Raw genomic sequence first — 24,646 nt, 5'->3', positions numbered from 1 at the left:
GTGAGAAGGGCAGCCATGGATGCGTTCGGAGTTCTCAGCGAGGTCCTGGACGACTACCGGTCCTTCGTCGAGGGCTTTCTGAACATCCGGGACGATCGGGTCCTGTCCAGGGTCACGGGTGAGATCGCCGACGGTCTGCTGTGGCCGCAGCCGTGGCTGGCGCTCAACCCGTCCTTCGAGTCCGGCGGCACCGTCAGTGCGCTTGTCGGTGAGGGGCTGCTACACCCGGCCTGCCGAGGGATCTTCCGCCACCGCACGCCGGTCGATCCCGCCGGCCGGGAGTTGGCGTTGCACCGTCACCAGCGGGACGCAGTCGAGATCGCCCGCCGGGGCGAGTCCTATGTGGTGACGACGGGCACGGGGTCAGGGAAGTCGTTGGCGTACATCGTGCCGATCGTCGATCGGGTGCTGCGCGACGGCAGCGGCCGAGGTGTCCAGGCGATCGTCGTGTATCCGATGAACGCGCTGGCGAACAGCCAGGTTGGCGAGCTGGAGAAGTTCCTCGGGACCGCGTCGCCGAAGGTGACGTTCGCGCGGTACACCGGCCAGGAGAGTCAGAAGGAACGCGAGCGGATTCTGGCTGATCCACCGGACATTCTGCTGACCAACTACGTGATGTTGGAGTTGATGCTCGTCCGGCCCGAGGAGCGCAGGCGGCTCATCGGCAGTGCCGCTGGGCTGCGGTTTCTCGTCCTCGACGAGTTGCACACTTATCGGGGTCGTCAGGGTGCCGACGTGGCGATGCTGGTCCGCCGTCTGCGGGACGCGGTCGGATCCGGCGCGCTCCAGTGCGTGGGCACCAGCGCGACCCTCGCTGGTCCGGGTGCCCGTGCTGAGCAGCGAGTTGAGGTCGCCGGTCTGGCCACGCGCCTGTTCGGGGTGCCCTTCGCACCGGAGAACATCGTCGGGGAAACACTGCGTCGTGCCACGGCAGGCACCGCCGACCCGGCGCGGCTCAAGGCCGGCATCGACGGGAAACCGCCTACCTCGTACGAGAAGCTGGCCTGCGACGATCTCGCCATCTGGATCGAGCAGACGTTCGGGCTGCGTCAGGACGACGAAGGCCGTCTCGCCCGGCAGACCCCGGCCCGGCTCACCGACGCCGCGAAGCGGCTGGCAGCCGACACCGGTGTCGGCGAGGACGCGGCCGGTGAGGCGCTGCGCGCGACGCTGCTCGCCGGCGCGAACGCCCGCGACGGCGATGGCCGGGGGCTGTTCGCGTTCAAGCTGCACCAGTTCATTGGCAAGGGCGACACCGCCTACGTGACTCTGGAACCCCCCGACGCCCGGTACATCACGACGGCCTACCAGCGCAGCGCGCCGAACGGCCCGGCCGGCCAGCCGCTCTACCCGCTGGCGTTCTGCCGCGAATGCGGCCAGGACTACCTCGTGGTCAACCGAGCCAGGCGTGACGGTCGGGACGCCTTCCTGCCCCGGCTGCTGAACGGCACCATCGGGGAACAGGGCCAGGCGGAGGGACTGCTGCTCCTGACCGACGGGCCGTGGCCCGACTACGGCGAGCCGGGACTGATCGAGCGGGTGCCGGACGACTGGGTGGTCGAACAGGACGGCCTCCGTGTCCTCGATCCAGCTCGGCGTAACCGGTTGCCGCAGCCGCTCCTGGTCGACGCGCTCGGGTTCATCGACGGCCACGGCGGCATTCCGGCGGTGTTCTTCACGACGCTGCACTTCTGCCCGACGTGCAAGACCAGCTACGAGAGCAGCCGGCAGTCAGAGTTCTCCCGGGTTGCGAGCCTGGGCACCGAAGGCCGCGCCAGTGCGGTCACCGTCCTGTCGCAGGCGGTGGTGCGTGCTCTGCGTGATGCTGAAGAGATCAGCGACGAGGCGAAGAAGTTCCTCGGGTTCTCCGACAACAGGCAGGACGCGAGTCTGCAGGCCGGGCATTTCAACGACTTCGTGCTGGTGGGGATGATCCGCGCGGCCCTGTTCCGGGCGGTGCGAGAACACGCGACCCGGGACCCGGGCGAGCCGCTGTCGGACGATGCTCTGGGCCGGCGGGTCATGGAGGCGCTGAACCTGGGGTTCGCCGACTACGCGAAGGATCCCGAGGCGGAGTTCGAGCCGCGGCGGCGGACGGAGAAGGCGCTGCGGGACACCGTCGCCTACCGGCTCTATGCCGACCTGCGCCGCGGCTGGCGGATCACCATGCCGAACCTGGAGCAGACTGGCCAGCTGCTGATCTCCTACGCCAGTGTCGGTGAGCTTGCTGCCACTGAGAAGTACTGGGGCAGCGCCCATGCCGCGCTTGCCGGCGCCGAGCCGGCGCACCGCACGGAGATCATGCATGTTCTGCTCGACGAGCTGCGCCGGCACATGTGCGTCGAGTCGTGGTACCTGCACGAGGAGCGCTATGAGGAGATCCAGCGGGCCAGCCAGCTACGGCTGAAGGCGCCGTGGGCGCTGGGTGATGACCGTGGGGTCCACGCCGCCACTGCCTATCCTGGGCGGCGCAGTCGCACCACGGTCGGTAACCGAGGGGACCTCTATGTGTCCGGTCTAGGCCTGTATGGCCGGTGGCTGCGCCGTCCCGGTCGGTTCCCGCTCCACAGCCATCCGGTCAAGGTCGCCGACGCCGAGGTGATCATCCAGGATCTGCTCGCGACGATGGCGAAAGCCGGGATCCTGACGAAGATCGAGGATAGAAAGACCCTCGGCTACCGGATCAACGCGGACGTGCTGCAGTGGCGGCCCGGCGACGGCACCCGCCGCGCGCCCGACCCGCTGCGCGGCAGCAGCGACATCGCCCGGGTCAACCCCTTCTTCAACGCGTTCTACGCCGAAAGCGCCCACGAACTGGCTGGGCTGGAGGCCCGCGAGCACACCGCCCAGGTCCGGGCCGACGACCGCCGCGACCGCGAACAGCTGTTCGCCGACGCGAAGCTGCCCGTCCTGTACTGCTCGCCGACGATGGAGCTCGGCGTCGACATCAAGGACCTCAGCGTCGTCGGGATGCGCAACGTCCCGCCGACTCCGGCCAACTACGCCCAGCGGTCCGGACGGGCGGGCCGGTCCGGCCAGCCGGCGGTCGTGCTCACCTACTGCGCCACCGGGAACGCGCACGACAACTACTACTTCGCCCGCGGCGAGGACATGGTCGCCGGCGCGGTCACCCCGCCGCGGCTGGAGCTGGGCAACCAGGACCTCGTCCGCGCCCATGCGCACGCCCTGTGGCTGGTCGAAGCCGACCTCGACCTCAAGGCGAGCATGACCGACGTGCTTGACGTCGAAGCCCCCGGCCAGCCACTGCACCCACACATCGAGGCGAAGATCACCCATCCGGCGCTCAGCCGCTCGCGCCCGGTCCCGTATCGCCGGGCTGCTGGAGGTGACCGGTGAGGTGACCTGCGCGCCGTGGTGGCGCGCGGACTGGGTGGAACGCACCGTGACCGACGCGCCGCACGCGTTCCGGCGCAGCCTGGACCGCTGGCGCAGCCTGTACCGCGACGCGCTGGCCGAACTGGACAGCGCCAACGCAGTCCTGAAGAAGATCGGTGCGGACGAGCCGAGCAAACGCCGCGCCCGCGGTCAGGTCGCCGAGGCCCGCGCCGCCCTGGACCTGCTCAAGGGGGATGTCGACGACGTCCACCACGGCGACTTCTACACCTACCGCTACTTCGCCTCCGAAGGATTCCTCCCCGGCTACTCGTTCCCCCGCCTCCCGCTCGCCGCGTTCATCCCCGCCCCCCACCGCGGCCGTGACCAGCGGCAGGGCGACTACGTGCAGCGCCCCCGGTTCGTGGCCATCAGCGAGTTCGGCCCCGGGGCGTTCATCTACCACGAAGGCGCACGGTACGAGGTCGTGAAGGTCACGCTTCCCGCCCGCGACGACGGCCTCGGTGTCCACCTCACCGAGATGAAACGGTGCGGGTCCTGCGGGTATCTGCACGACGGCAACGGCAGCACCGGTCACGAGACCTGTGAGCAGTGCGACAGCAGCGATCTCATCCTGCTCGACCAGCTCATGCGCCTGCTGGCCGTCAAGACCCGGCGCCGGGACCGGATCAGCGCCGACGAGGAGGAACGGCAGCGCGCCGGCCACGAGATCGTCACGTCGGTGCGGTTCGAGCCACACGGCGAGCGCTCCAGCCAGCAGACCAGCCACTTGCGCGGCCCCGGCGGAGAACAGCTCGCCGAGCTCACCTACGGCGACACCGCGCTGATCCGGCGCATGAACATCGGGCTGCGCCGCCGCAAGAACAAGAACCAGCTCGGCTACCTGCTCGACACAGTGGACGGCCGCTGGGCCCGCGCGGCCGACCAGACCGACGTGGGCGCCGGGGACGGGGACGCGAGCACCCCACCGGACAACGACCTGCCGGCCGCCGACGCCCGCGTCCAACGCGTCGTCCCCTACGTCGAGGACCACCGCAACGCGCTGCTCGTCCGGCTCGGCGAGAACACCACCGCCGAGCAGCGGATGGCCGTCATGTACGCGCTCAAACGGGGCATCGAGGCGGTGTTCCAGCTGGAGGACAACGAGCTCGCCGCCGAGCCGCTGCCTGACCGGACCGGCGAAGCCGCCTGGAAGATGCTGCTGTTCTTCGAGGCGGCGGAAGGCGGCGCCGGGGTCCTGCGCCGGCTGGTCACCGAACACGGCCAGATCGCCCGGGTCGCCCGCCGCGGCCTGGAACTGCTGCACTTTGACGCGGAGGACGGCACCGACCTCGGGCACGCCCCGCACGCGACCGAACGGTGCGCGCAGGCCTGCTACCACTGCCTGCTTTCCTATACCAACCAGTGGGATCACCAGAGCCTGGACCGGCATGCCGCGAGGGCCCTGCTGCTGCAGCTCCGCGACGCCGACCTTGCTGTCGGTGGAACGGGTGGGGAGGACCGAACCACCCAGCGGCAACGGCTCGACGCGGCCAGCAACGGCCTGGAACGGGAGTTCCTGCGTTTCCTCGACGACGGTGGCTACCGGCTCCCCGACCAGGCGCAGGAGATCGTCGACGGCCTGCGCGTCCGCCCGGACTTCGCCTACCGCACGCCCCAGGCCGACGTCGCGGTGTTCCTCGACGGCCCGGTCCACGACGACCCGCACATCGCAGGCCGAGACGTCGCCGCCCGCCGCAGGCTGGAGAACGAAGGCTGGCTCGTCCTGCGGTTCCGCGCTGACAATCGTGAGGGCTGGCAGCGCACCGTCGCGGACAACCGCGGCGTGTTCGGCCCCGGCCGCCAGGGGATGACCGCATGACGACCGCGCCTGCCACACCAGCCGTCGAGTTCCCCCCAGGCACGCTCGTCAGCGCCCGCGGCCGGGACTGGCTCGTCCTGCCCGGGTCGACCGGCACCTCCGTGCTGGCCCGCCCGCTCGGCGGCCTCGACGACGAGACGACCGCGCTCCTACCTGAATACGAGACCATCCGCCCGGCCTTGTTCACCCCGCCCAGCCCGGACGACCGCGGAGATGCCGCCCGCGCCCGGCTGTTGCGCGACGCGCTGCGCCTGTCGTTCCGGGCCGGCGCCGGGCCGTTCCGGTCGTTCGCCTCCCTGAGCGTCAGCCCACGCAACTACCAGCTCGTCCCGCTGCTGATGAGCGCCGCGCAGGACACGACCCGGCTGCTGATCGCCGACGGGGTCGGGATCGGCAAGACCATCGAAGCCGGTCTCGTCGCCGCCGAGCTGCTGGCCACCGGCGACGCCGAACGTCTCGCCGTACTGTGCAGCCCACAACTGGCCCCGCAGTGGCAGGCCGAGCTGCGCACGAAGTTCGGCATCAACGCCGAGCTCCTTCTGCCGTCCACCGCCAACCGGCTCGCCCGCGGCCTGCCGTGGAACACGAGCATCTACGAGCACTATCCGCACCTGATCATCAGTACGGACTACGTCAAGCAGAAAAGCCGTCGCGACGAGTTCGCCGTCGCCTGCCCCGACCTCGTCATCGTCGACGAGGCGCACACGGCCATCGCACCCACCAGCCTGGCCGGGAGTCCCTCCCACCAGCGGTACCTGCTGCTGCGCCGGCTCGCCGACGACCCCGGCCGCCACCTGCTGCTGCTGACCGCCACCCCGCACAACGGCGACGAGGGAGCGTGGCAGCGGCTCATCGGCCTGCTCGATGACCGGCTCGGGCAGCTGCCCGCCGACCTGAGCGGCCCTGACCGCGACGCCGACCGGCAGCTGCTCGCCACGTACCTCGTCCAGCGCCAGCGCGCCGACATCCGCGGCTACCTCGACGAGGACACCCCGTTCCCGAAGCGGGAATGGGGCGAGCAGCACTACGACCTGACCGACGGCTACCGGCTGCTGTTCGACCGGGTGCTCGCCTACGCTCGCGAGACCGTCACCGACCCGAAACTCAGCCATGTCCGGCAGCGGGTCCGCTGGTGGTCGGCCATAGCACTGCTGCGCTGCCTGGCCTCCAGCCCCGCCGCCGCCGAACAGACCCTGCTCAACCGCAGCGAACTGGCCACCGTCGAGACCACCGACGAGGCCGACCAGCTCGCCGGGCCGCGGGTCTTCGACACCGAGACCGACGACACCGGTGACGGCGAGGACACCGCGCTCGGAGCCGACACCAGCAGCGACACTCACCCCGACACCTCCGCCCGCCGCCGGCTGCGCGAGTTCGCCCGGCAGGCCGCAGCACTGCGCGGCCCCAAAGGCGACGCGAAGCTGCGGCGCGCCACCGACATGGTCCGCGCCCTGCTCGCCGACGGCTACCACCCGATCCTGTTCTGCCGGTACATCCCGACCGCCGAGTACGTCGCCGCCCATCTGCGTAACGTTCTCCCCGGCCCAGTACGGATCGAGGAGGTCACCGGCACCCTTCCACCCGAGGAACGCGAGGACCGCGTCAACGACCTGATCGCCCACGACGGACCACGCGTGCTGGTCGCCACCGACTGCCTGTCCGAAGGCGTCAACCTCCAGAACGGGTTCACCGCCGTTCTGCACTACGACCTCGCCTGGAACCCCACCCGCCACGAACAGCGCGAAGGCCGGGTGGACCGGTTCGGCCAGACCGCCCCTACCGTGCGCGCGATCACCTACTACGGCCGAGACAACCGCATCGACGGGGTCGTGCTCGACGTACTCATCCGCCGCCACGCGGCCATCAAGAAAACCACCGGGGTGTCCGTGCCCGTCCCGGCCGACTCCAGCACCGTCATGCAGGCTGTGTGGGAAAGCCTGCTGCTGCGCGGCACCGAGCCCGACCAGCTCGCCCTCGACCTCGGTGCCACCGTGGGAAGCGACACCGCGGGCGCCGTCGTCACCCGATGGCAGGACGCCGCCGAACGGGAGAAAGCCTCCCGCAGCCGGTTCCGCCAAGCCGCGCTGCGCCCCGAGGCCGTGGCCGCCGTCCTCACCGAGGTCCGCCGTGCTCTGGGCGGCCCCACCGACGCCGAACGGTTCACCCGCGACACACTGGCGCTCCTCGGCGGCCAGATCACACCCACAGACGACGGGTTCACCGTCGCCCCCACCACGCTGCCCCGCGCAGTCGTCGATCAGCTTCCTCCAGGCAAGGGGAACCTCGTCCGGTTCCGCCGCAGCCTGCCCGCCCCACCCGGCGACGCGCTCCTCACCCGCACCGACACCACCATCGAAGCGCTCGCCCGCTACGTCCTCGACGCCGCCCTCGACCCGCACCTACCGACCGAGGCACGCCCGGCCCGCCGCGCGGCCGTCCTACGCACCCGGCAGGTCACCACCGTCACGACGATGCTCGTCGTCCGCTACCGGATCGAACTCACCCTGCCGGGACGGCGCCGGTCGATCGTGCAGATCGCCGAGGACGCGCAGTTCCTCGCCTACACCCTCGACGACGACGATCGGCCGATCTGGCTGGCCGAGGAGGACGCCGCCCACCTGCTGGACGCCGCCCCGACCGGCAACGTCCTCGACGAGCTCGCCCGCGCACAGCTGTCCCGCGCCGTCGACCGGCTCCCCGCCCTGCAGGACGAGCTCGACCGCCGCGGCGCCGCCCTCGCTACCGAGACCGTCGACCAGCACCGACGCGTGCGGCAGACGACCGGCGGTCTGCGCCGCGGCCTGACCGCCAAACCCCTGCCACCAGCCGATGTCCTCGGCGTCTACGTCCTGCTGCCCGATCGGAGTGAACGATGAGCGGCCTGTCCGGGTTCAAGTCCGTTCGGCTCACCGGGTCGGTCATCCCCGCCGACGCGCTGACCCGCGCCGCTGACGGCACCCTGCCCGGACAGCAGCCCACCGACTACGGCCTGGTCGGCGCCCTCACCGTCAACGCCGCCGCCGCCCGCGCCTGGGATGTGCTCCTCCCAGCCCATCAAGCGTGGAAGAAGGGACTCGCCAAGATCGCGGGTGCGCCGGCCACCGGCTACACCCGTGACAGGTGGCTCCTCCCGCTGTTCTACGAACTCGGCTACGGCCGCCCCACCCCGCTGCGCGCGGGAATCGACCTGCCACCCGGCCTGGGAGAGAGCACACCCGCGCACTTCCCAGTCTCCCACCAGCTGTTCTGGCCGCCGGCCGGCACCGGCAACCCCACCGCCGCCCTCGCCATCCACCTGCTCGGCCCGGACATCGACCTGGACCACAAGACACCAGGGGTGACCGCCCGCGCGCCGCACGCAATGATCCAGGAGCTGCTCAACCGCAGCCCGGCGCACCTGTGGGCAATCCTGTCCAACGGCAGCGCGCTACGGGTCCTGCGCGACACCTCCAGCCTCGCCCGCCAGTCCTACCTCGAATACGACCTCGACCTGATCTTCGACAACCAGCTTTACGCCGACTTCCGGCTGCTGTTCACCGTCCTGCACGCCAGCCGGCTCACCCCCCGCGAGACCAGCACCACCGGCACCGATACCGACACCAGCGACGTTCAGCCCGCCGGCGCCGACGGGGAAGAAGACGCCGAGGTCATCGCCGATACCGGGCCGAGCGGGCCGCGGGCCGACGACTGCTGGATCGAACAGTGGCGCAGCAGCGCCATCCACGACGGAGCGCGCGCCCTCGACGCCCTGCGTGAGGGGGTGGCCGCCGCCCTGACCAACCTCGGCACCGGCTTCGTCGCCCACCCAGCGAACAGCGAACTCGTCGCCGCTCTCGCCTCCAGCGAGGGGGCGCTGCACGACTTCCACCGCTGGCTGCTGCGGATCGCCTACCGACTCATCGTCACCTTCGTCGCCGAAGACCGCGACCTGCTCCACCCCACCGACTGCGACCCCGCCGCCCGCGCCCGCTACGAGCAGCACTTCAGCACCGACCGGCTACGCCGCCTAGCCGCCACCCGCACCGGCAGCCGCCACGGCGACCTGTGGGAAGCCCACCGGCTCGTCACCGACGCCCTCGGCGGAGACGGCAACCCCCTCCTCGCCCTGCCCGGCCTGGCCGCCAGCCTCTACGAACCCGACGCCATCGGGCTGCTCCGCACCGCCCAGCTGAGCAACCGCCACCTGCTCGCCGCCGTGCGCACCCTGTCCCAGGTCACCGACAAGCAGACCGGAGCATCTCGCCCCATCGACTACCGCAACCTCGACAGCGAGGAACTCGGCAGCGTCTACGAAGGGCTCCTCGCCTACGTCCCCCGCTACGACCCCGCCGCCCGCACCTTCGTCCTGGAAGAGACCGCCGGCAACGAGCGGAAGAAGTCCGGCTCCTACTACACCCCCAGCGACCTCATCGCCCTCGTCCTCGACGAGGCACTCGACCCCCTCATCGACGCCGCACTGCGCGCAGCCGCCCCCGAGGCGGCGCTGCTCGACCTGACCGTCTGCGACCCCGCCTGCGGGTCCGGGCACTTCCTCGTCGCCGCCGCCCGTCGCATCGCCAAGGCGCTCGCCGCCGTCCGCACCGGCGACCCCGAACCGCCACCGGAGCACGTCCGCACGGCGCTACGCGACGTCGTCTCGCGCTGCGTCTACGGCGTAGATCTCAACGACCTCGCCGTCGAGATCGCCAAGGTCGCCCTGTGGCTGGAAACCCTCGAACGCGGCAAACCACTCGCCTTCCTCGACGCCCACCTCAAGGTCGGCAACGCCCTGCTGGGAACCACCCCGAAGCTGCTACGCGGCAACATCCCCGACACGGCGTTCACCATCCTCGACGGCGACGACAGAGACTGGACAAACAAACTCCGCCGCCGCAACAAGACCGAACGCGAACGCCCCCCGCAGGACACCTTGTTCGACATCAGCGCCCTCGGCCTGCCCACCGTCGGGCTGACCAAGCGCCTCGCCGACATCGAAGCCCAGCCCGACCGCTCCCTCGACGACGTGCGCGCTCGCGCCGACGCTTGGCGTCGGTTCGCCGCCGACCCGGAACTGCACGCCGCCCGGCGCGTCGCGGACGCCTGGTGCGCCGCCTTCGTCCAGCCCAAGACCCGTGACGCCGGACCGGGCATCACCCACGACACCGTCCAACAGCTCCAGGACAACCCCGAAGGGGTCAGCCCACACACCGCCGCTCTCATCGACACCCTTGCCCGCGACTACCGGTTCTTCCACTGGCATCTGGAGTTCCCCGGCATCTTCACCGTCCCCGAGCCCGGCACCACCGACGCGGACCCCGCGACCGGCTGGGTCGGGGGCTTCTCCTGCCTGCTCGGCAACCCCCCATGGGAACGGGTGAAGATCCAGGAGAAGGAGTGGTTCGCCGCCGCCGGCCGGGACGACATCGCCAAAGCCGCGAACGCTGCCAAACGCCGCCAAGCCATCGCCGCGCTCGCCGACGAGGACCCAGACCTGGCTGCGCGCTACCACGCCGCTCAGCGGAGGGCCGCCGCGACAGCCCAGTACCTCCTGGGCAGCGGACGCCATCCGCTGACCGGTCGTGGCGATATCAACACCTTCAGTGTCTTCGCTGAGACGTTCCGCACCCTCATCTCTGCGGACGGCTCGGCCGGCGTCGTCACCCCCACCGGACTCGCGACCGACAAGACCACATCCGCCTTCTTCGGAGATCTGGTCGCGACGAGGGCGCTCGCCGCCTTTCACGACTTCGTCACCAACCCACGCATCTGGACCGATGTGGGAAACCGCAGGTTCCGGTTCGCTGTGTCCGCGATCCGTGGTCCCGCGGCCCCGGTTGAGCATGTGCGGATGTCCTTCTTCAGCAAGTACCCCACCGATGTCACGACTGACCGGGTCTTCACGATCACGCCGCACGAGATCCAGCTGCTCAACCCCAACACCGGCAACTGCCCTGTGTTCATCACCCGGGCCGACGCCGACCTCACAATCGCCGCTTACCGCCGCCACCCCATCCTTATCCGCGACGACGACCCGAGCGGGAACCCCTGGGGGCTGGCTTTCCTACGCATGTTCGACATGTCTAACGACAGCAGGCTGTTCCACCGTCGTCAGGAGCTCCAGGCGACAGCCGACGACGGCTGGGAGATCCGCACCACTGCAGCCGCCCGCTATGTCCCGCTGTACGAGGCCAAACTCCTATGGCACTACGACCACCGGCTCAGCTCCTACGCCCTGCGTGCACCAACCAGTCGCGACACCGAACTGCCCCGCCTTAACGACGAGATGCACGACAACCCGGATGTCGAGGCAGGGCCGCTTTACTGGGTCAGCACAGAGGACGTCCAAGAAAGGCTTGCCGAGAAGTGGGATCGTGCGTGGCTCCTCGGCTGGCGCGACATCACCCGTGCTGATGATGCCCGCACGATGATCTCCTGCGCGCTCCCGACCGCTGGCGTCGGCCACAAGTTCCCGCTTGTGCTGCCGGCCGCCCCTTCGCGCGCCTACCTCCTGCACGCGCTGTTCTCCAGCATCGCCTTTGACTACGTTGCCCGCCAGAAGATGAGTGGCATTGACATGACGTACACGATCCTCAAGCAGATCGCGGCCCCGCACCCGGATGTGTTCGACCGCCCCACACCGTGGGACCGCGAGCACACGCTCGCCGAATGGATCCGGCCGTATGTGCTGGAACTCAGCTACAGCAGCAAACGGCTCCGCCCATACGCCCAAGAACTCGGCGACCACGGCGAGCCTTTCCGCTGGAGACCTCACCGGCGCGCCATCCTCCAAGCCGATCTCGACGCTGCGTTCCTACACATCTACGGCTTCCAGCCAGCCGACACCGAGCACATCCTCAGCACCTTCCGCACCCTTGCGAGCGCCGAAAAGAAGACCTATAGCGAGTATCGCACCCGCCGCCTGGTCCTCGACGCCTATACCCGAATGGCCACCGCTGCAGTTACCGGGTTCCCTTGGCGCACCGCAGCCGATATCCCCGCCGGCCAGGGCCCTCGCCACTCCGCCCCGCTATAGTCCACAGAAACAGCCTCTAACCGTCGCGCCTCACGTTTACAGTAGTTGGCCCGGCCGGGCTATTGATCAGCTTGAGAGGACTCCGAGGTTGATTAGCCGCCACCCCATCGCTTCATTGCTTACATTAAATGCTTTCGCCAAGATCGAAATAAGCTCGTCGCGCGATCCGATACTGGATAGTTCAAGCCTCTTGAGGGCGCCCACCACGAAGGTTCTAGGCATGAGTAGTTGGGCGGCAAATCTGTTCGCTTCAATTTCTTCCTGGTCGGTCGCTTGACTGGATACATCGTCTCGTTTATTGATCATCACAGACTGGTCTACAATCAGGGGTTTACCTTCATGTAGGGACCAGTGTCCGAGCTCGTGAGCGATGGTGAATCGCTGTCGCTTTGCCGAGTTGCGACTATTGACTCCAATTATAGTCCGTTTGTCATCGCGCAACAGGAAACCCGATTCACTCCATTCACCAGCAGATCGCACGACCTGAATTCCAAGCGATATGGCAATCTGTTCCACCGGTACCGGTGGTTCCGAAATTCCGCACCGCTCGATGAGGCGGGCGACCGCTTGGTCGACGTCAGCGTAGGCCATCGGGCGTACCTCCTGTGGCGCGACGTATAACTGAGGTCACAAAGTTGTGAGTTGCGTCGGGTTGCCCGGCAAGGTCGACGACAGGTCTCGGGATTCTGGCAATTTTCTCTAGGTCTTCTGCGCCTGGCAGGAGCGCATCGACGGGGACTTCGAGCGTCTTGGCGATCAGTAGGAGGACGTGGACGGGTGGGCGCTGTCTGCCGGCCTCCAGGTTGGCGATAGATGAGCGCGTCAGGTCGACGACCCGGCCGAGGTCGACCTGACTCCAACCCTGGCGTTTCCGGGCTCTGCGCACCCTGCCGCCGATGTCGGTGTACAGCGCGCTCACCGCGTCTTCGGTCCAGTCCACAGATTGCCCACCTCTTGTCCACAGCTCTGTCCACAGGACTCTACCGCAAAAGGTTTGCTCTGCAAACCTCCCGGGTGCCCTGACCACGTACGAAGTTGACGTCACCTTGAGTGCCGGCGTATCTTCGCGCCGAAGCTGACATACCGACCATCGATGCGTCAGTGTGGCAAACATGAAGCGATCGAGGCCGGGAAGCGCGGGTCTCGATCGGCGCCGTACCGCGGCGCACCCGTACCGGGAGACTGGAGAGCAGCTGGTGAGTACTGAACTGCCCGAACTTGGTGTTGTGTTCTGGCCGGTGGGGACCGGCGACAGCTCCACGGTGGTCGTGTCGGAGGACGTGCTCGTCCAGGTGGATCTGAACGACCGGGACAAGGCTGATGACGAAACGACCCCTGAGGTGCCGGTCGTCGACCTTCTGGTGGAGGTGCTGCCGAAGGTCGACGGCCGCCCGTTCCTGGCGGCGTTCGTGTTGACGCACGCGGACAAGGACCACTGCAGCGGGTTCGCAGACCTCCTGGAGAAGGCGATCATCGGCGAGTTGTGGGCGACGCCGCGGATGTGGCGCGAGTACCGCGACGACCCGGACGCGGAGATGTGCGAGGACGCGAAGGCGTTCCACGAGGAGGTCGTGCGCCGCGTCGAAGCCGTCAAGAAGGCCGCCGCGGAGGGCAACGAGATCGCTGCAGGGGATCGTGTGCTCGTGGTCGGGTACGACACCGACCACGCCAAGCACGCGTACCACGAGCTGCCCGAGAGGTACCTCGTCTACCCGGGCCAAAGTATCACCAAGATCAACGGTGTCGACTATGCCGGCAGGTTCGAGGCGTTCATCCACGCCCCGTTCAAGGACGACTGCGCGGCAGCCCGGAACGATACCTCGCTGTCGATGCAGGTCACGTTGACCGAGGACGGAGGCCAGGACGGCAAGGTGCTGTTGTTCGGCGACCTCGCGTACGAGACCATCATGAAGATCTTCACCTACAGCGAGGAAAAGGGACGGGAGCACTACCTGGAGTGGAACCTGCTGCTCGCTCCCCACCACTGCTCGAAAAAGATCATGTACGTTCGCGAGGACGGCCGCGACGTCTTGAAGACCGACGTCCTGCAGGCGTTCGAGCGTCACGCCCGGCAGGAGGCGGTGGTCGTCGCGAGCAGTGGTGTCATCCCGGTCTCCGACGCCCCGGGGGCGAACCCACCGCACCGGAAGGCTGCGGATCGGTACCAGGACTACTTCGAGTTCATCTGCACGATGGAATGGCCGTCGAAGGAAGAGCCGTCGCCGGTGGTGCTCGGCCTCGATACGAACGGTGCGCGGATCGTCGAGGACAGTGTGGTCGCGCTGTCCACGAAGAGCGCCGAATCCGCCAAGGCGGCTGGAACCCGACGTCGGCTCAGCGAGGTGGCTGCGGCGGCAACCGCTGCGGGTCGCGTAGCGAGCCGCGGTGCCACCCTCGCCGACACCTCGACGACGCCCGGCACCCAGCGGGTTCAGGCAGCCGTCAAGGCCGACCGCGGGTCGCAGGACGCGCCAACGACGACCGTCGGGTTCGGATGTGACTGACGAAGCTGGACTGCTTGCGCGCCGTCAACTCCTCGATCTCGTAGAGGTGGCAGGCGGCGCGGTCGAACTCCTTGAGGAGCGGAAGAACTTCTACGGCAACACCGTCTTCACCATCTCGATGGACACCTCGGGCCTCGTTCGCGGCCCGAACGGGATCACGGTCCGTCCCAGGGAACGGTTCAAGGTCATCGTTCCGAATGGGTTCCCCTTCGAGCCGCCTTCGGTGGTCGCCGTCCACAACCGGTGGGCCAAGACCCCGCATGTCCAATGGGGGAGTTCCCTGTGCCTGTACGCATCCTCGTCGGTGGAGTGGAACCCGTCGGACGGGATCCGCGGCCTCATCAGCAGGCTTTCGACATGGGTCGAACATGCGGCGGCCGGAACGCTCGACCCTGACGGACAGCCGCTGCACCCGCCTGCGGTATACACCTCGGCCGACGCTGGCATCGTCCTGGTCCACCCGGACCTCGGCGATCGCGTGCCGTGGGCCTCGGACGGCGCAGGTTCTGAGATCAGAACACTAATCGCATGGTGCGCGGCCGACACCCGACAGCGACGCGTGGATGTACTCGAATGGGTAGACCTGGCCACAGCAACGGAACGCGCTGACGCGGGCGACGCAGAGGTTTTTGTCCGGGGACATCCAGTCGTTGCGGTACCTGTCGTGCTCACGCCGGACGAGTTCGGGTTCGAGTACCCGGCTGACGTGAAGGCATTGAGTCAGGGCCTCTCCGAGTCGGGGTACGACCGAGACAGCCTTCTGCTGGACCTGGCGGCTGCGACCGTCCTCAATCGGAAGCTCCGTGTGAAGCAGAAGGCGGAGAACCCCGGGGCTGCTGGTGTTTCCTGGGATGAGTCCGAGCTCGAAGACGGGCCGCTACTCACCGCGGTGCTCGTCGGAACGCCGTCCCGACGCGTCGAGGGCGAGACGAGGCTGGCTCACCTGGCAGCGTGGAAGCTGGATGGGTTGAGCTCTATGATCACCGACCTGTTCGCCCGGGTCCGCGACCTCGCGGTCGCGGACCTAGAGGGCGAGGTTCGCGACCTCGCATTCAGCTGGTTCGACTCGGCGAAGATCGCTTGGATGCAGGTCATGGAGACGCGGCCTGAGGTGACCCGGCGTCGAGACCAAGGGACGCCGCTGAGTTGGCTAGCCGGCAAACGAGCACTCGTTCTCGGCGCCGGCGCGCTCGGGGCGCCCGTCGCAGAGATGTGTGTCCGTGCCGGGGTACGTGAGCTGACTGTGGCAGACCGTAGTCTCGTTACTCCAGGCATCCTGGTGCGGCAGCCGTACACGGACGCGGACATCGGACAGTGGAAGGCGTCAGCTCTCTCTGAACGCCTCTCATCCATCCGCCCCGACGTGACCGTGACGCCGTCAGTGGGTAACGTCCGCACGACCTTCTTCGCCCCTGGTCGAGACCTGAGCGCTTTCGATCTCATCATCGATGCCACGGCGGATGCGTCAGTCCGGTCAGCCATCGAGAAGGCCCGGAGGGAAGCAACAATCCGACCCCCTCTGATCACAATGGTAATCGGCCACGACGCCAGACGCGGCTTGGTGACGACGAACCTGACCAGCGCGACCGGAGCCGGAGCAGACACCTTCCGGAAGGTGGCACTGCTGGCTTCGTCACGAGCACAGGAGTGGACCGACGTCGGCGACGACCTCTTTCCCACCAGCCCTCGAACACAGCTGTTCTTCCCCGAGCCCGGCTGTTCGGCACCGACGTTCGTCGGATCCGCCGCGCAGACAACCGCGCTGGCCGGGGCGATGTTGAGCGAGGCTCTCACGGTGCTGAGCCGCAGGTCCTCGACCGGTTCGACGGCTGACACTCCGGTCTCGTCCGCGTCCGCAGTGCGCCTTGGTTCCGCTTCTAGCCTCGGGACCTCGCGCGCCGAATGGCCCGCCGACGTCGTCCAAGTCGACGGTTCGAACAGCTACGAGGTCCGAATCAGCGCTGAAGCGCTGGCCGAAGCACGCGCCGAATCACGACGCGGAGCTCGGACACGCGGGCCGGAGATCGAGACCGGCGGCATGCTGCTGGGGGCGTTCGACGATGCGACGGGCATCGTGTACGTCGACAAGGTCGCCGGGCCCCCTCCAGACAGCTACCTGGCAGAGATGTACTTCCAGCACGGTGTCGAAGGCGTCCAAGAGCGTGTCGACACCGAACTGGAACGAACCGGTCGCGCGACCGGCTTCGTCGGGTTCTGGCACACCCACCCAGCCGGCCCCGCACGACCCAGCCCGACAGACGAGCACGGCATGGCGTCGGTCGTAGGCCCGGACGGAACGACCCGCCGCGCGCTCATGATGATCCTGGGCGGCAGCGAACGCCGCTGGGCCGGCTGGCTCGAAGGCGCCGCCGGCGAGCATCCCGACCTCTACCTGCGGGTCGTCCCGCGATCGGCCGGCCCGGTGGTCGCTGGCCACCCAGGCTACGTCGGAGGAACGGACCTCCAGCGGCTACCGGCCGGCACGTACTTCCGCGGCGGGTATAGCCCACGGATCCGTGTCGCTGCAGGCGGTCGCGCGACCCACGTGCCCGCGGGCCGGTCGAGGGTGCGATGGCTGTGGCGATGGCAGCGGTCGTGAGCGTTCAGGGACGTCCCAAGGTCGGCCTTGCGCTGTCCGGAGGCGGGTTTCGTGCAACAGCTTTCGGACTGGGGGCGTTGCGAGCGCTCCACGACCGGAACATTCTCGCCGACATCGAGGTCGTCTCCGGCATCAGCGGGGGGAGTCTGCTGACAGCGATGTGGGCCTACGGCCCTGAGTCGTTCGACGAATTCGACGACAGCGTGACGTCGTTGCTGCGCCGTGGGCTCCAGCGCGAACTCGCGATCCGGGCGTTCAGTCCCCGACGCGTCGCTGCGAATACAGTAAGCGTCACGGGCGCGATGCTCCCAGGGCGGCTGAAGCGCGACCGGGCGAGCACCCGCACCGAAGCGCTCGTCGACGCACTCGCATCCCGTGCCTTCGGACGCCGGCGGATGACCGAGGTGACGCACCCCCGCACGAGCACCATCATCTCGGCGACGGACCTGTCGACAGGGAATGCCGTCCGCTTCGGAAGCCAGTGTAGCTCGTGCTCGCCACATGGCCTGATCAGCAATCCGATCCCGGTGGCGGACGCGGTGGCCGCCTCAGCGGCATTCCCAGCCATACTCCCACAATTGAGCCGGACGTACACATTCATCCGCCGCGATGGCTCGCCACATATTAAGACGATGCTGATGACGGACGGAGGCGTCTACGACAACCTTGGCTTGAGTCCATTGCTGCCAGGGCGATCCAGAGGGCACACACACCACGTCCATGACCTGGACTACATCATCGCCGTTGATGCCGGCATCGGCCGCACTGCAATTCAGGCACCGAACTTCATGCTAGGCCGCCTGAAGCGCAGCTTCGAGATAGCACACACGCGCTCGCAGGACGGAACCCGCGCACGTGTGCACGAGCTCGGGCAATATCGGATGCTCCGAGGATTCGTCTACTCCTACCTCGGGATGTACGACGCGCGCCTTCCGGTTTCGATTCCGGACCTAGTTGCACGAGAGCGTGTCTCAACTTATCCGACGAACTTCTCCTCAGTGGCAGTGGAAGACCTTGAGGCGCTGATCACGAGAGGTGAGCAGCTTACGCGGGGCCTCTTGGAACACTACTGCCCTGCACTTGGACGTTGATTGTAGTTGGCGTGTAGTGGGCTTTTCTGTCGGTCGCTGCGCGGAGGATGTCGCACTGAGGACTGCAGACACCATGGGTGCCGAAGACTGCAGGCCGGCATGCAGCCGGCAGAGTCATGCATGCGGAGCAGTTACGATACGTGCTTGACGGGAAGCGGTGGCGACGGTGAATTATAGTAACTAAAGCAACTTGGTTGCTTTTTTGTCCCGAGAGGCGCGGCTGATATCACTTGCCTCTATTGGTGGCAAAACTGATTACACGCTGGTTCTATTTCGGGTGTCTTGGATGCAGGCGGTTAGGATTTTCTCGCCCGCCCGGCACGCGAATGACGACCACGTTGCATGGCGCCTGTTCACCTTCGCGCTGCACACGCTCGATCCAGATGCTGTCTATCAGATTTACTGCACCCTCGCCTCCGACGGTCTTGTCGAGCGCAAGGAGGATGGCAAAAGGTAACTGGTCAGGTCTCGTAGATCGTTGGTTTTTGGTTTCGTGGCAGGCTGGGGCTGATCGGTGGCTCGCCGGCCCGAGAGTGTTGACGCGGTGTGGTTGATCGGGCCGTAGGGTCCGGGTGTGTCCGGTGATCTGCCCGTGCCGTCGGTGCCGTCGTATGACGAGCTCGCGGCGCTGGTGGTGGAGCAGGCGGCACTGATCGCGCAGTTGCGGGCCGAGTTGGAACAGGCCCGGGCGCGGATCGCGGAGTTGGAGGCCCAGGTCGCCAGGACCTCGCGGAACTCGTCGAAGCCACCGAGCTCGGACGGGCTGGCCAAGCCGCCCCCGAAGTCGCTGCGGACGAAAAGCGGTCGGCGCCCTGGTGGGCAGAACGGCCATCCCGGATCGACGCTGCGTATGGTCGCCGATCCTGATGTGCGTCTGGCACACGAGCCGGGGCCGTGCGCAAGGTGCGGGACGTCGCTTGCGGGCCGGCCGGTGACCCGGACCGAACGCAGGCAGGTGTTTGACCTGCCTGAACTCCGCCCGCATGTGACCGAACATGAGCTCCTCGAGCGGGAGTGCGGCTGCGGGACCCGGACGAAGGCGGCTGCTCCGGTGGGGGTGGACGCCCCGGTGCAGTACGGGCCGCGGGTGACCGCGGCGGCGGTCTACCTGTATTCGGGCCAGTTCCTGTCGAAGGACCGGACCGCGACCGCGCTCGCCGAGCTGGTCGGGATCCCGCTGTCCGCGGGCACGGTCGCGGCGATGGCCGCCCGTGCCGCCGCCGACCTGACCGGTTTCCTGACCGCCCTGCGTGACCTGCTCGCTGGCGCCGAGGTGCTCGGCGTGGACGAGACCGGGCTGCGCGTCGCCGGCAGGCTGCACTGGGTGCACTGCGCCCGCACCGGCAAGTACACGTTGATCGACTGCCATCCGAAACGCGGGACCGCCGGGATCGACGCCCTCGGAGTGCTGACCGGCTTCACCGGAGTCGTGGTCCACGATGCCTGGGCGCCGTATGACACCTACACCGACGCCACCCACCAGCTCTGTGTCGCCCACGTACTCCGTGAACTGCAGGGCATCACCGACACCGCACCGGCCGGCACCTGGTGCTGGGCCACCCAGGCCGCCGAGGCTCTCGTCGCGCTGCACCATCTCGCCGTCGACGCCACCGCCACCGCGGTCGACCCGGCCGATCTGGCGGCCCATACCCGGGCCCTGCGTCACGCCTCCCACATCGGGATCACCCAGACCTCACCGCGGGGCACGAAACTCATGGCCGCCCGCCACGCCCTGGCCTGCCGCCTCGTCGACCGCGAAGCCGACTACCTGCGTTTCACCCGAGACCTACGGGTTCCCGCGGATAACAATGGCTCCGAACGCGACATTCGCATGATCAAACTGCGGCAGAAAGTATCCGGGTGCCTACGCACCCTCACCGGCGCCCGCCAGTTCTGCGCGATCCGAAGCTACCTGTCCACCGCCACCAAACACGGCATCGGCCAGTTCCCCGCCCTCGTCCAACTCGCCGAGGGCCGCCCCTGGATGCCCGCAACCAGCTAACCCAAGATCAAAGCGCTACCTGACCAGTTACGGCAAAAGAAGCCTTTGCCTTCTGATACTCGGCCGCCTGATGAACATACCACCGAAGACCGTCGACTGTGGCGTCGTTCTCCTCGATTTTGCATTCGACGTTGAACTGCGCCTTGGGGAAGGATACTAAAATATCGGCGCGGCCGCCGGCCTGGTCGATGACTTCCGCATTCGCAATCCGGTACAGTGAGGAATCGGAAAGGTACTGGCGGTAGTGCTGATGGAAGAGTGACTCGTCGACCTTCTGTTTTTTCCCCTCCCTGTCGCGGCCTCGGAGGTACTCCGTGTAGGACCCTCCCATCGTTCTGCCAACTTCGTAACAGCGATAGGTGAACCTGACTGTTGTTTCCAGTAGAACAAGGAACGGTTCGGCTATGTCGGGCAGCCAGTCTCGGGATTCTTCGAGTTTCCGCCGAAGATTTTCCAGAAGCCGACTGTACTTTGGGTCTTCTACGCCTGCAATGACGTCGTCTTTATCTCGGAGTCTGATTTCGAGTCGATCGAGCGCTTCAGGCTTGATGTTTTTCGTGAAGTCGTTGAAGTCGCCTGCTGGGACTGTCTCGGCCAGCAGGCGCCACCGGACTTTTCCCCGATCGGCCTGCCCTTCTGGCGGGCTTGTGCTGGCGTCGCCGTATGTGGGTCGGCGAAGTGCCGCATGCAGTCTCTGGGCGGCTGGGTCGTCGCGGAATTCGTCGTCGTGTTCGAGGGCGTGGCGAAGGAAATTGACGCGGTGTTCGCGACGGAGGAAGGCGTCCTCGACGACAGGTGCCACCATTGTCTCGACGATGCTGCTGCTGGGAGTATCTGTGAGCACTGTGACGGTCTGATGGGCCGTGTAGGCGCGCAGGAGCGTGACGAGGATGTGGTGGCCGTCTCCATACCAGGGGTCGTCGTCCCCGAGATGGGTTGCCGCAGCTTCGAGGAGCAGTGTCATCTCTGCCCATGCGGTGATGTCACTCTGGCGGGATGCCGCCCAGGAAGGCGTGCGAGTGCGCCGACGCCAGGCGCGGTAGCGACTGAAAGTCTCGTGAAGGGTCGTGGCGGCGGCGGGTACGCGGATGGACGCGTCCGGTGCGGCAAGGCTGAGAAGCGCATCGATGGCGCAGTGGTACAGACGCGCATCCAGACGATCCGGATCTAGGAGGAGAACCTCCGCGAACCGGTGGTATACGACACGCAGATCCGAGGCCATCGAGTCGTAGCTGTCGCGTCCCAGCGCCTGTCGTAGATCGCCCAGAGCAAGCTCGAACGCAGCGTCCCGGCAGGTGTGGTCGAGCCCGAGACAGTGCTGGAGGACGTCGCGGAGTCCGGCGTTCGGGTGGTGGGCGTCGAGGACGCCGAGCAGGCGGGGTAGGCGAGCGGCGAAGTTTTCGGGCAGTGCGGCTGGATCTTCCGCCACCTCGTACATCGCGCCGAGGAGCCTCGCCGGCGGGGTGATGCCGGCGAGGGTGAGCTGCACGAGGCAGTCCGCGGCTTCCGCGCCGATGAGCGCGATGGTGAGATCGTCCCCGGCGTTCACCGCCGCGCGCAGACGCAGGTATAGCGCCTTGGCCAGCGGTGGACCGAGTGCACGTGCCAGAGCGGGATGTTGGGTCAGTGCGTCCGTGGCGCCGCAGAAGGCGGCGTGACTCTGCTGCTCGCGCACGCCCGCCAGGACGAGGTCGAGTAAGGGGCGACTATCTGCGACGCCGCTGTCCCGGAGGAAGTGCGCGGTCGCCTGGACCGCATAGGGCAGCAGGGGACTACGCGCGAGCAGATCGGAACTTTTCAGCATCTCCTCAATGCCGCCGAGGTCAGACACGGTAGGTCCCAGCCGCCGGGTGGCCGGGGTGGAGCGGCGTGCCCAGGTAGTCAGTCGCTCCTCAACGTCCTGCATGCACTACCCCTCCCTCGCCGGCGGCGAGCCTCACCGCGTGATACATCGCTGGTCAGCGCCGGCTAGAACAGGTGGCGCCGATCAGGACCAGACACGATCCGGTCTTCCGGGAAGATTTCCCAGACCGCCTCCTCGATCGACGTGATGACGATCTGCATCCCGGGGACGGCCTCCGCCGTGTCGTGGAGAGTCTTGAGTGCGAGGTAGGTGGTCTGTGCCTCCATCTCCTCGGCGGTCGGGGCATCGATGAGTAGGAGTCCAGGATGCGACATGATCCCATGCCTGCGCCCCACCGTGATCATCGCGACAACAGCGGCGATTCTCATGCGAAGCCGCTCAGTAGGGCTGAGGTCCTTGAACTTGACAGCGACGCCGGATTTTCTGGCGTTGACACGTCCAGCCAGGTCGAGGTTGACGCTGGTGAGGTTCGTGACCCCCAGCGACTTGGCGATCCGGACGATTTCCGTGTTGATGTCCGCGAACAGCGCCTTGCTGTGCCTCTCGACCACGACCTTGAGGGCGTCGACCGCCACGTTCAAGATCATTGATTCGGTCAGCTCGTCTAAATCGTCAGGCGCCTGGCCGTCTACTTCGCCGTAGCCGCTGATCACAGCCGGAAGTCCGTTCGCCTGACTGGTTGCGTTGGTTGCCACGGCGAGCGCGCCCTCAAGCTGGTAGACCTCGCGGCGGGCGCCCTCAAGGTCGGTGTACCACTGCTCTGACCGGGCCGCCGCGAGTGCAGCGTCGGAGCGGGTGTGTTCGGCGCGGCTCGCCGCGAGGGTTTCCGTGGCGGCTTGTTCGGCGTCCCGCGCGCTGTCCTCTCTTGATCGAGAAGCCGCCACGCGGTCGTCGAGACGACGAAGAGCCAGTACCCGCGCCTCGGGGTCCTCGTTGGCATCCGGGAGGGAGCGAGCGCATACCGCGCAACGGTGGTCTGTGTGCTCTGCCTCGCGGCGGTCATCGTCGATGGAGCTGTCGCAGCGAGGACATGTCTCCGGGTCCAGCGCGCCCAAGAGCAACCGAGCCGCGTCGCTCTGGTGCGCCCGCCGGACCGCACGCTCGTCCCTGAGCCGGTCCTTGCGTGCGGCATCGCGATGTCCAACGGCATCGCGATGAGCCTCTTGATCCCGTGCGACTCGGCGGGCGGCGGCGTCAAGGGCCGCGAGAAGGCCGGTGAGATCGGGCTGCTTAGCTTCCAAGACGGCGACACGGCTGCGCGCGTCAGTCAACGCGGCACGTATCGGTTCGGCCTTACGGCTTCGCGCTTCGTCATCTTCTCGTGCTCGGCGCGCGACGCGACGTACCTCTTGAAGGTCCTTGCTGCGCGCTGAGGTGAGATGGGTCAGTTCCGCCGCGTAGGGAACATCGAGGAAGATCTGCATCAGCTTCACCTGAAGCTGACCAATGGCTGTCGGCCCCATGAGAATCTTGTCGCTTGCCGAGTTGAGGCCAATGGCGTAGAAGAAGCTAGCCCAGCCGTGAATCTGTTCCCTGCTGTCCTTGTGTCCGTCTGTGTCCTTCTTCGCACCCGCCTCTGCCGCCCACACAGACACCGGTCGCAGGCCAAGCCGTACCTGCATGAAGCGGCCGATCAGATCCTCGACGCCGGGCGAATCGGCGCTTGCGGCGACGCGGATATGAGGACCGGTTTCGTCCCTGCCGTTCAACTCCAGCAACTGATCGATCGTGTCCGCGGTCAGCAGGCGTGCCGACGGTCGATTGGGTTCCCTGAAGGTCAAGCGGACGGATGCGGCCACACCTGCGACGACGATGTCCGCTCGCACATAGGAGAACCAGGGAACCGTCTCGGCACGGCGAAACTCGTCAAAGCCCTCCCCGCGCAGTGCAACGCTCAGCGCCCACAGGAGGCTGGACTTGCCTGCGGAGTTCTTTGTGCTCGCGATCGCCCACGGACCAGGACCGAGGACCATGTCGACCTCGAACGGACCGTCGTTGTCTTCGGTGCCTGTCTTGGTGCCATCGCAGTAGAGTCGGTAGACGATCAACTCGCGCCGCACCGGCAGAGGACTGGACAGGTCGACCCCGTGTGCGGTGAGTACGTCTCGGACGCGTCCGGCATCCGTGCCCTCGACGATCGCTGCGATTCGCTCGTACAGCTCGTCTTCGGTGGGCACTGGTGGCAATGTGCCGCTCATGCGGCGTCCTCCCGTTCCTGCTCCGCAGCTGCCAAGAGCAACCAGGGCGGCGTGGCCGCCACCCTTTCGTATGAGAATTTGAGTCCGGCCGCGGGACGGCTGTGGTCCTGATGTTGGCCGTCGGGCTGTTGTGGTCCGGTGCGGTCACGGACCGGACACGA

At 67.3% G+C, this 24,646-nt stretch carries 12 protein-coding genes; 8 read left to right on the top strand and 4 right to left on the bottom strand.

The features are described from left to right. Positions 1 to 15 precede the first annotated feature (15 nt). Genes AB1460_RS25120 through AB1460_RS25105 form a run of 4 tightly spaced genes read left to right on the top strand, consistent with a single transcriptional unit; the run spans position 16 to position 12,227 of the window. A complete protein-coding gene (locus tag AB1460_RS25120) occupies positions 16 to 3,357 on the top strand; it encodes a DEAD/DEAH box helicase (protein WP_368964574.1) in 3,342 nt (1,113 codons plus the stop codon). Continuing rightward, positions 3,347 to 5,215: a Zn-binding domain-containing protein gene (locus AB1460_RS25115; protein ID WP_368964573.1), complete on the top strand. Its 1,869-nt coding sequence runs from the start codon at positions 3,347 to 3,349 to the stop codon at positions 5,213 to 5,215. The genes AB1460_RS25120 and AB1460_RS25115 overlap by 11 nt, the downstream gene beginning before the upstream one ends. Then, the gene (locus AB1460_RS25110; protein ID WP_368964572.1) at positions 5,212 to 8,091 is read left to right on the top strand and encodes a helicase-related protein; all 2,880 of its coding nucleotides are present in this window, start codon (positions 5,212 to 5,214) and stop codon (positions 8,089 to 8,091) included. The genes AB1460_RS25115 and AB1460_RS25110 overlap by 4 nt, the downstream gene beginning before the upstream one ends. Beyond that, positions 8,088 to 12,227: an Eco57I restriction-modification methylase domain-containing protein gene (locus AB1460_RS25105; RefSeq protein WP_368964571.1), complete on the top strand. Its 4,140-nt coding sequence runs from the start codon at positions 8,088 to 8,090 to the stop codon at positions 12,225 to 12,227. Before AB1460_RS25110 ends, AB1460_RS25105 begins: the two co-directional genes overlap by 4 nt. Positions 12,228 to 12,293: 66 nt before the next feature. On the opposite strand, the gene AB1460_RS25100 is transcribed toward AB1460_RS25105, so the two are convergent. Both AB1460_RS25100 and AB1460_RS25095 read right to left on the bottom strand, forming a co-directional pair. Beyond that, the gene (locus AB1460_RS25100; RefSeq protein WP_368964570.1) at positions 12,294 to 12,818 is read right to left on the bottom strand and encodes an ImmA/IrrE family metallo-endopeptidase; all 525 of its coding nucleotides are present in this window, start codon (positions 12,816 to 12,818) and stop codon (positions 12,294 to 12,296) included. Then, positions 12,805 to 13,167 (bottom strand): helix-turn-helix domain-containing protein, encoded by a 363-nt coding sequence (locus tag AB1460_RS25095; RefSeq protein WP_368964569.1) that lies wholly within the window; start codon positions 13,165 to 13,167, stop codon positions 12,805 to 12,807. Before AB1460_RS25095 ends, AB1460_RS25100 begins: the two co-directional genes overlap by 14 nt. Positions 13,168 to 13,423: 256 nt before the next feature. On the opposite strand from AB1460_RS25095, the gene AB1460_RS25090 reads away from it, so the two are divergent. The 4 genes from AB1460_RS25090 (at position 13,424) to tnpC (ending at position 20,423) form a co-directional block, all read left to right on the top strand. Further along, positions 13,424 to 14,731: a hypothetical protein gene (locus AB1460_RS25090; RefSeq protein WP_368964568.1), complete on the top strand. Its 1,308-nt coding sequence runs from the start codon at positions 13,424 to 13,426 to the stop codon at positions 14,729 to 14,731. Further along, positions 14,724 to 17,330 carry a ThiF family adenylyltransferase gene (locus AB1460_RS25085; protein ID WP_368964567.1) on the top strand — a complete coding sequence of 869 codons (2,607 nt, stop codon included), beginning with the start codon at positions 14,724 to 14,726 and terminating at the stop codon, positions 17,328 to 17,330. Before AB1460_RS25090 ends, AB1460_RS25085 begins: the two co-directional genes overlap by 8 nt. Next, complete coding sequence (locus tag AB1460_RS25080) at positions 17,303 to 18,421, top strand: patatin-like phospholipase family protein (RefSeq protein ID WP_368964566.1); 1,119 nt, start codon at positions 17,303 to 17,305, stop codon at positions 18,419 to 18,421. Before AB1460_RS25085 ends, AB1460_RS25080 begins: the two co-directional genes overlap by 28 nt. Positions 18,422 to 18,995: 574 nt before the next feature. Continuing rightward, positions 18,996 to 20,423: an IS66 family transposase gene (gene tnpC, locus AB1460_RS25075; protein ID WP_368964565.1), complete on the top strand. Its 1,428-nt coding sequence runs from the start codon at positions 18,996 to 18,998 to the stop codon at positions 20,421 to 20,423. 7 nt (positions 20,424 to 20,430) lie between these two features. On the opposite strand, the gene AB1460_RS25070 is transcribed toward tnpC, so the two are convergent. Together AB1460_RS25070 and AB1460_RS25065 are read right to left on the bottom strand one after the other, a co-directional pair. Continuing rightward, positions 20,431 to 22,329: a hypothetical protein gene (locus AB1460_RS25070; RefSeq protein WP_368964564.1), complete on the bottom strand. Its 1,899-nt coding sequence runs from the start codon at positions 22,327 to 22,329 to the stop codon at positions 20,431 to 20,433. A 62-nt stretch (positions 22,330 to 22,391) separates the two neighbouring features. Further along, on the bottom strand, positions 22,392 to 24,485 hold the full coding sequence (locus tag AB1460_RS25065) for a hypothetical protein (RefSeq protein WP_368964563.1): 2,094 nt from the start codon (positions 24,483 to 24,485) through the stop codon (positions 22,392 to 22,394). Positions 24,486 to 24,646: the final 161 nt, after the last annotated feature.

Source organism: Parafrankia sp. FMc2, assembly GCF_041008525.1.
GTDB lineage: Bacteria > Actinomycetota > Actinomycetes > Frankiales > Frankiaceae > Parafrankia.
Note: the sequence above shows the minus strand (reverse complement) of the source record. Positions and strands in the feature narration are given on the sequence as shown.

Bases quoted from the DNA above. Each gene is read 5' to 3' on its own strand.
- AB1460_RS25080 (WP_368964566.1), top strand. From the start codon at position 17,303: ATGGCTGTGGCGATGGCAGCGGTCGTGAGCGTTCAGGGACGTCCCAAG.
- AB1460_RS25110 (WP_368964572.1), top strand. From the start codon at position 5,212: ATGACGACCGCGCCTGCCACACCAGCCGTCGAGTTCCCCCCAGGCACG.
- AB1460_RS25065 (WP_368964563.1), bottom strand. From the start codon at position 24,485: ATGAGCGGCACATTGCCACCAGTGCCCACCGAAGACGAGCTGTACGAG.
- AB1460_RS25120 (WP_368964574.1), top strand. From the start codon at position 16: ATGGATGCGTTCGGAGTTCTCAGCGAGGTCCTGGACGACTACCGGTCC.
- AB1460_RS25100 (WP_368964570.1), bottom strand. From the start codon at position 12,818: ATGGCCTACGCTGACGTCGACCAAGCGGTCGCCCGCCTCATCGAGCGG.
- AB1460_RS25105 (WP_368964571.1), top strand. From the start codon at position 8,088: ATGAGCGGCCTGTCCGGGTTCAAGTCCGTTCGGCTCACCGGGTCGGTC.
- AB1460_RS25070 (WP_368964564.1), bottom strand. From the start codon at position 22,329: ATGCAGGACGTTGAGGAGCGACTGACTACCTGGGCACGCCGCTCCACC.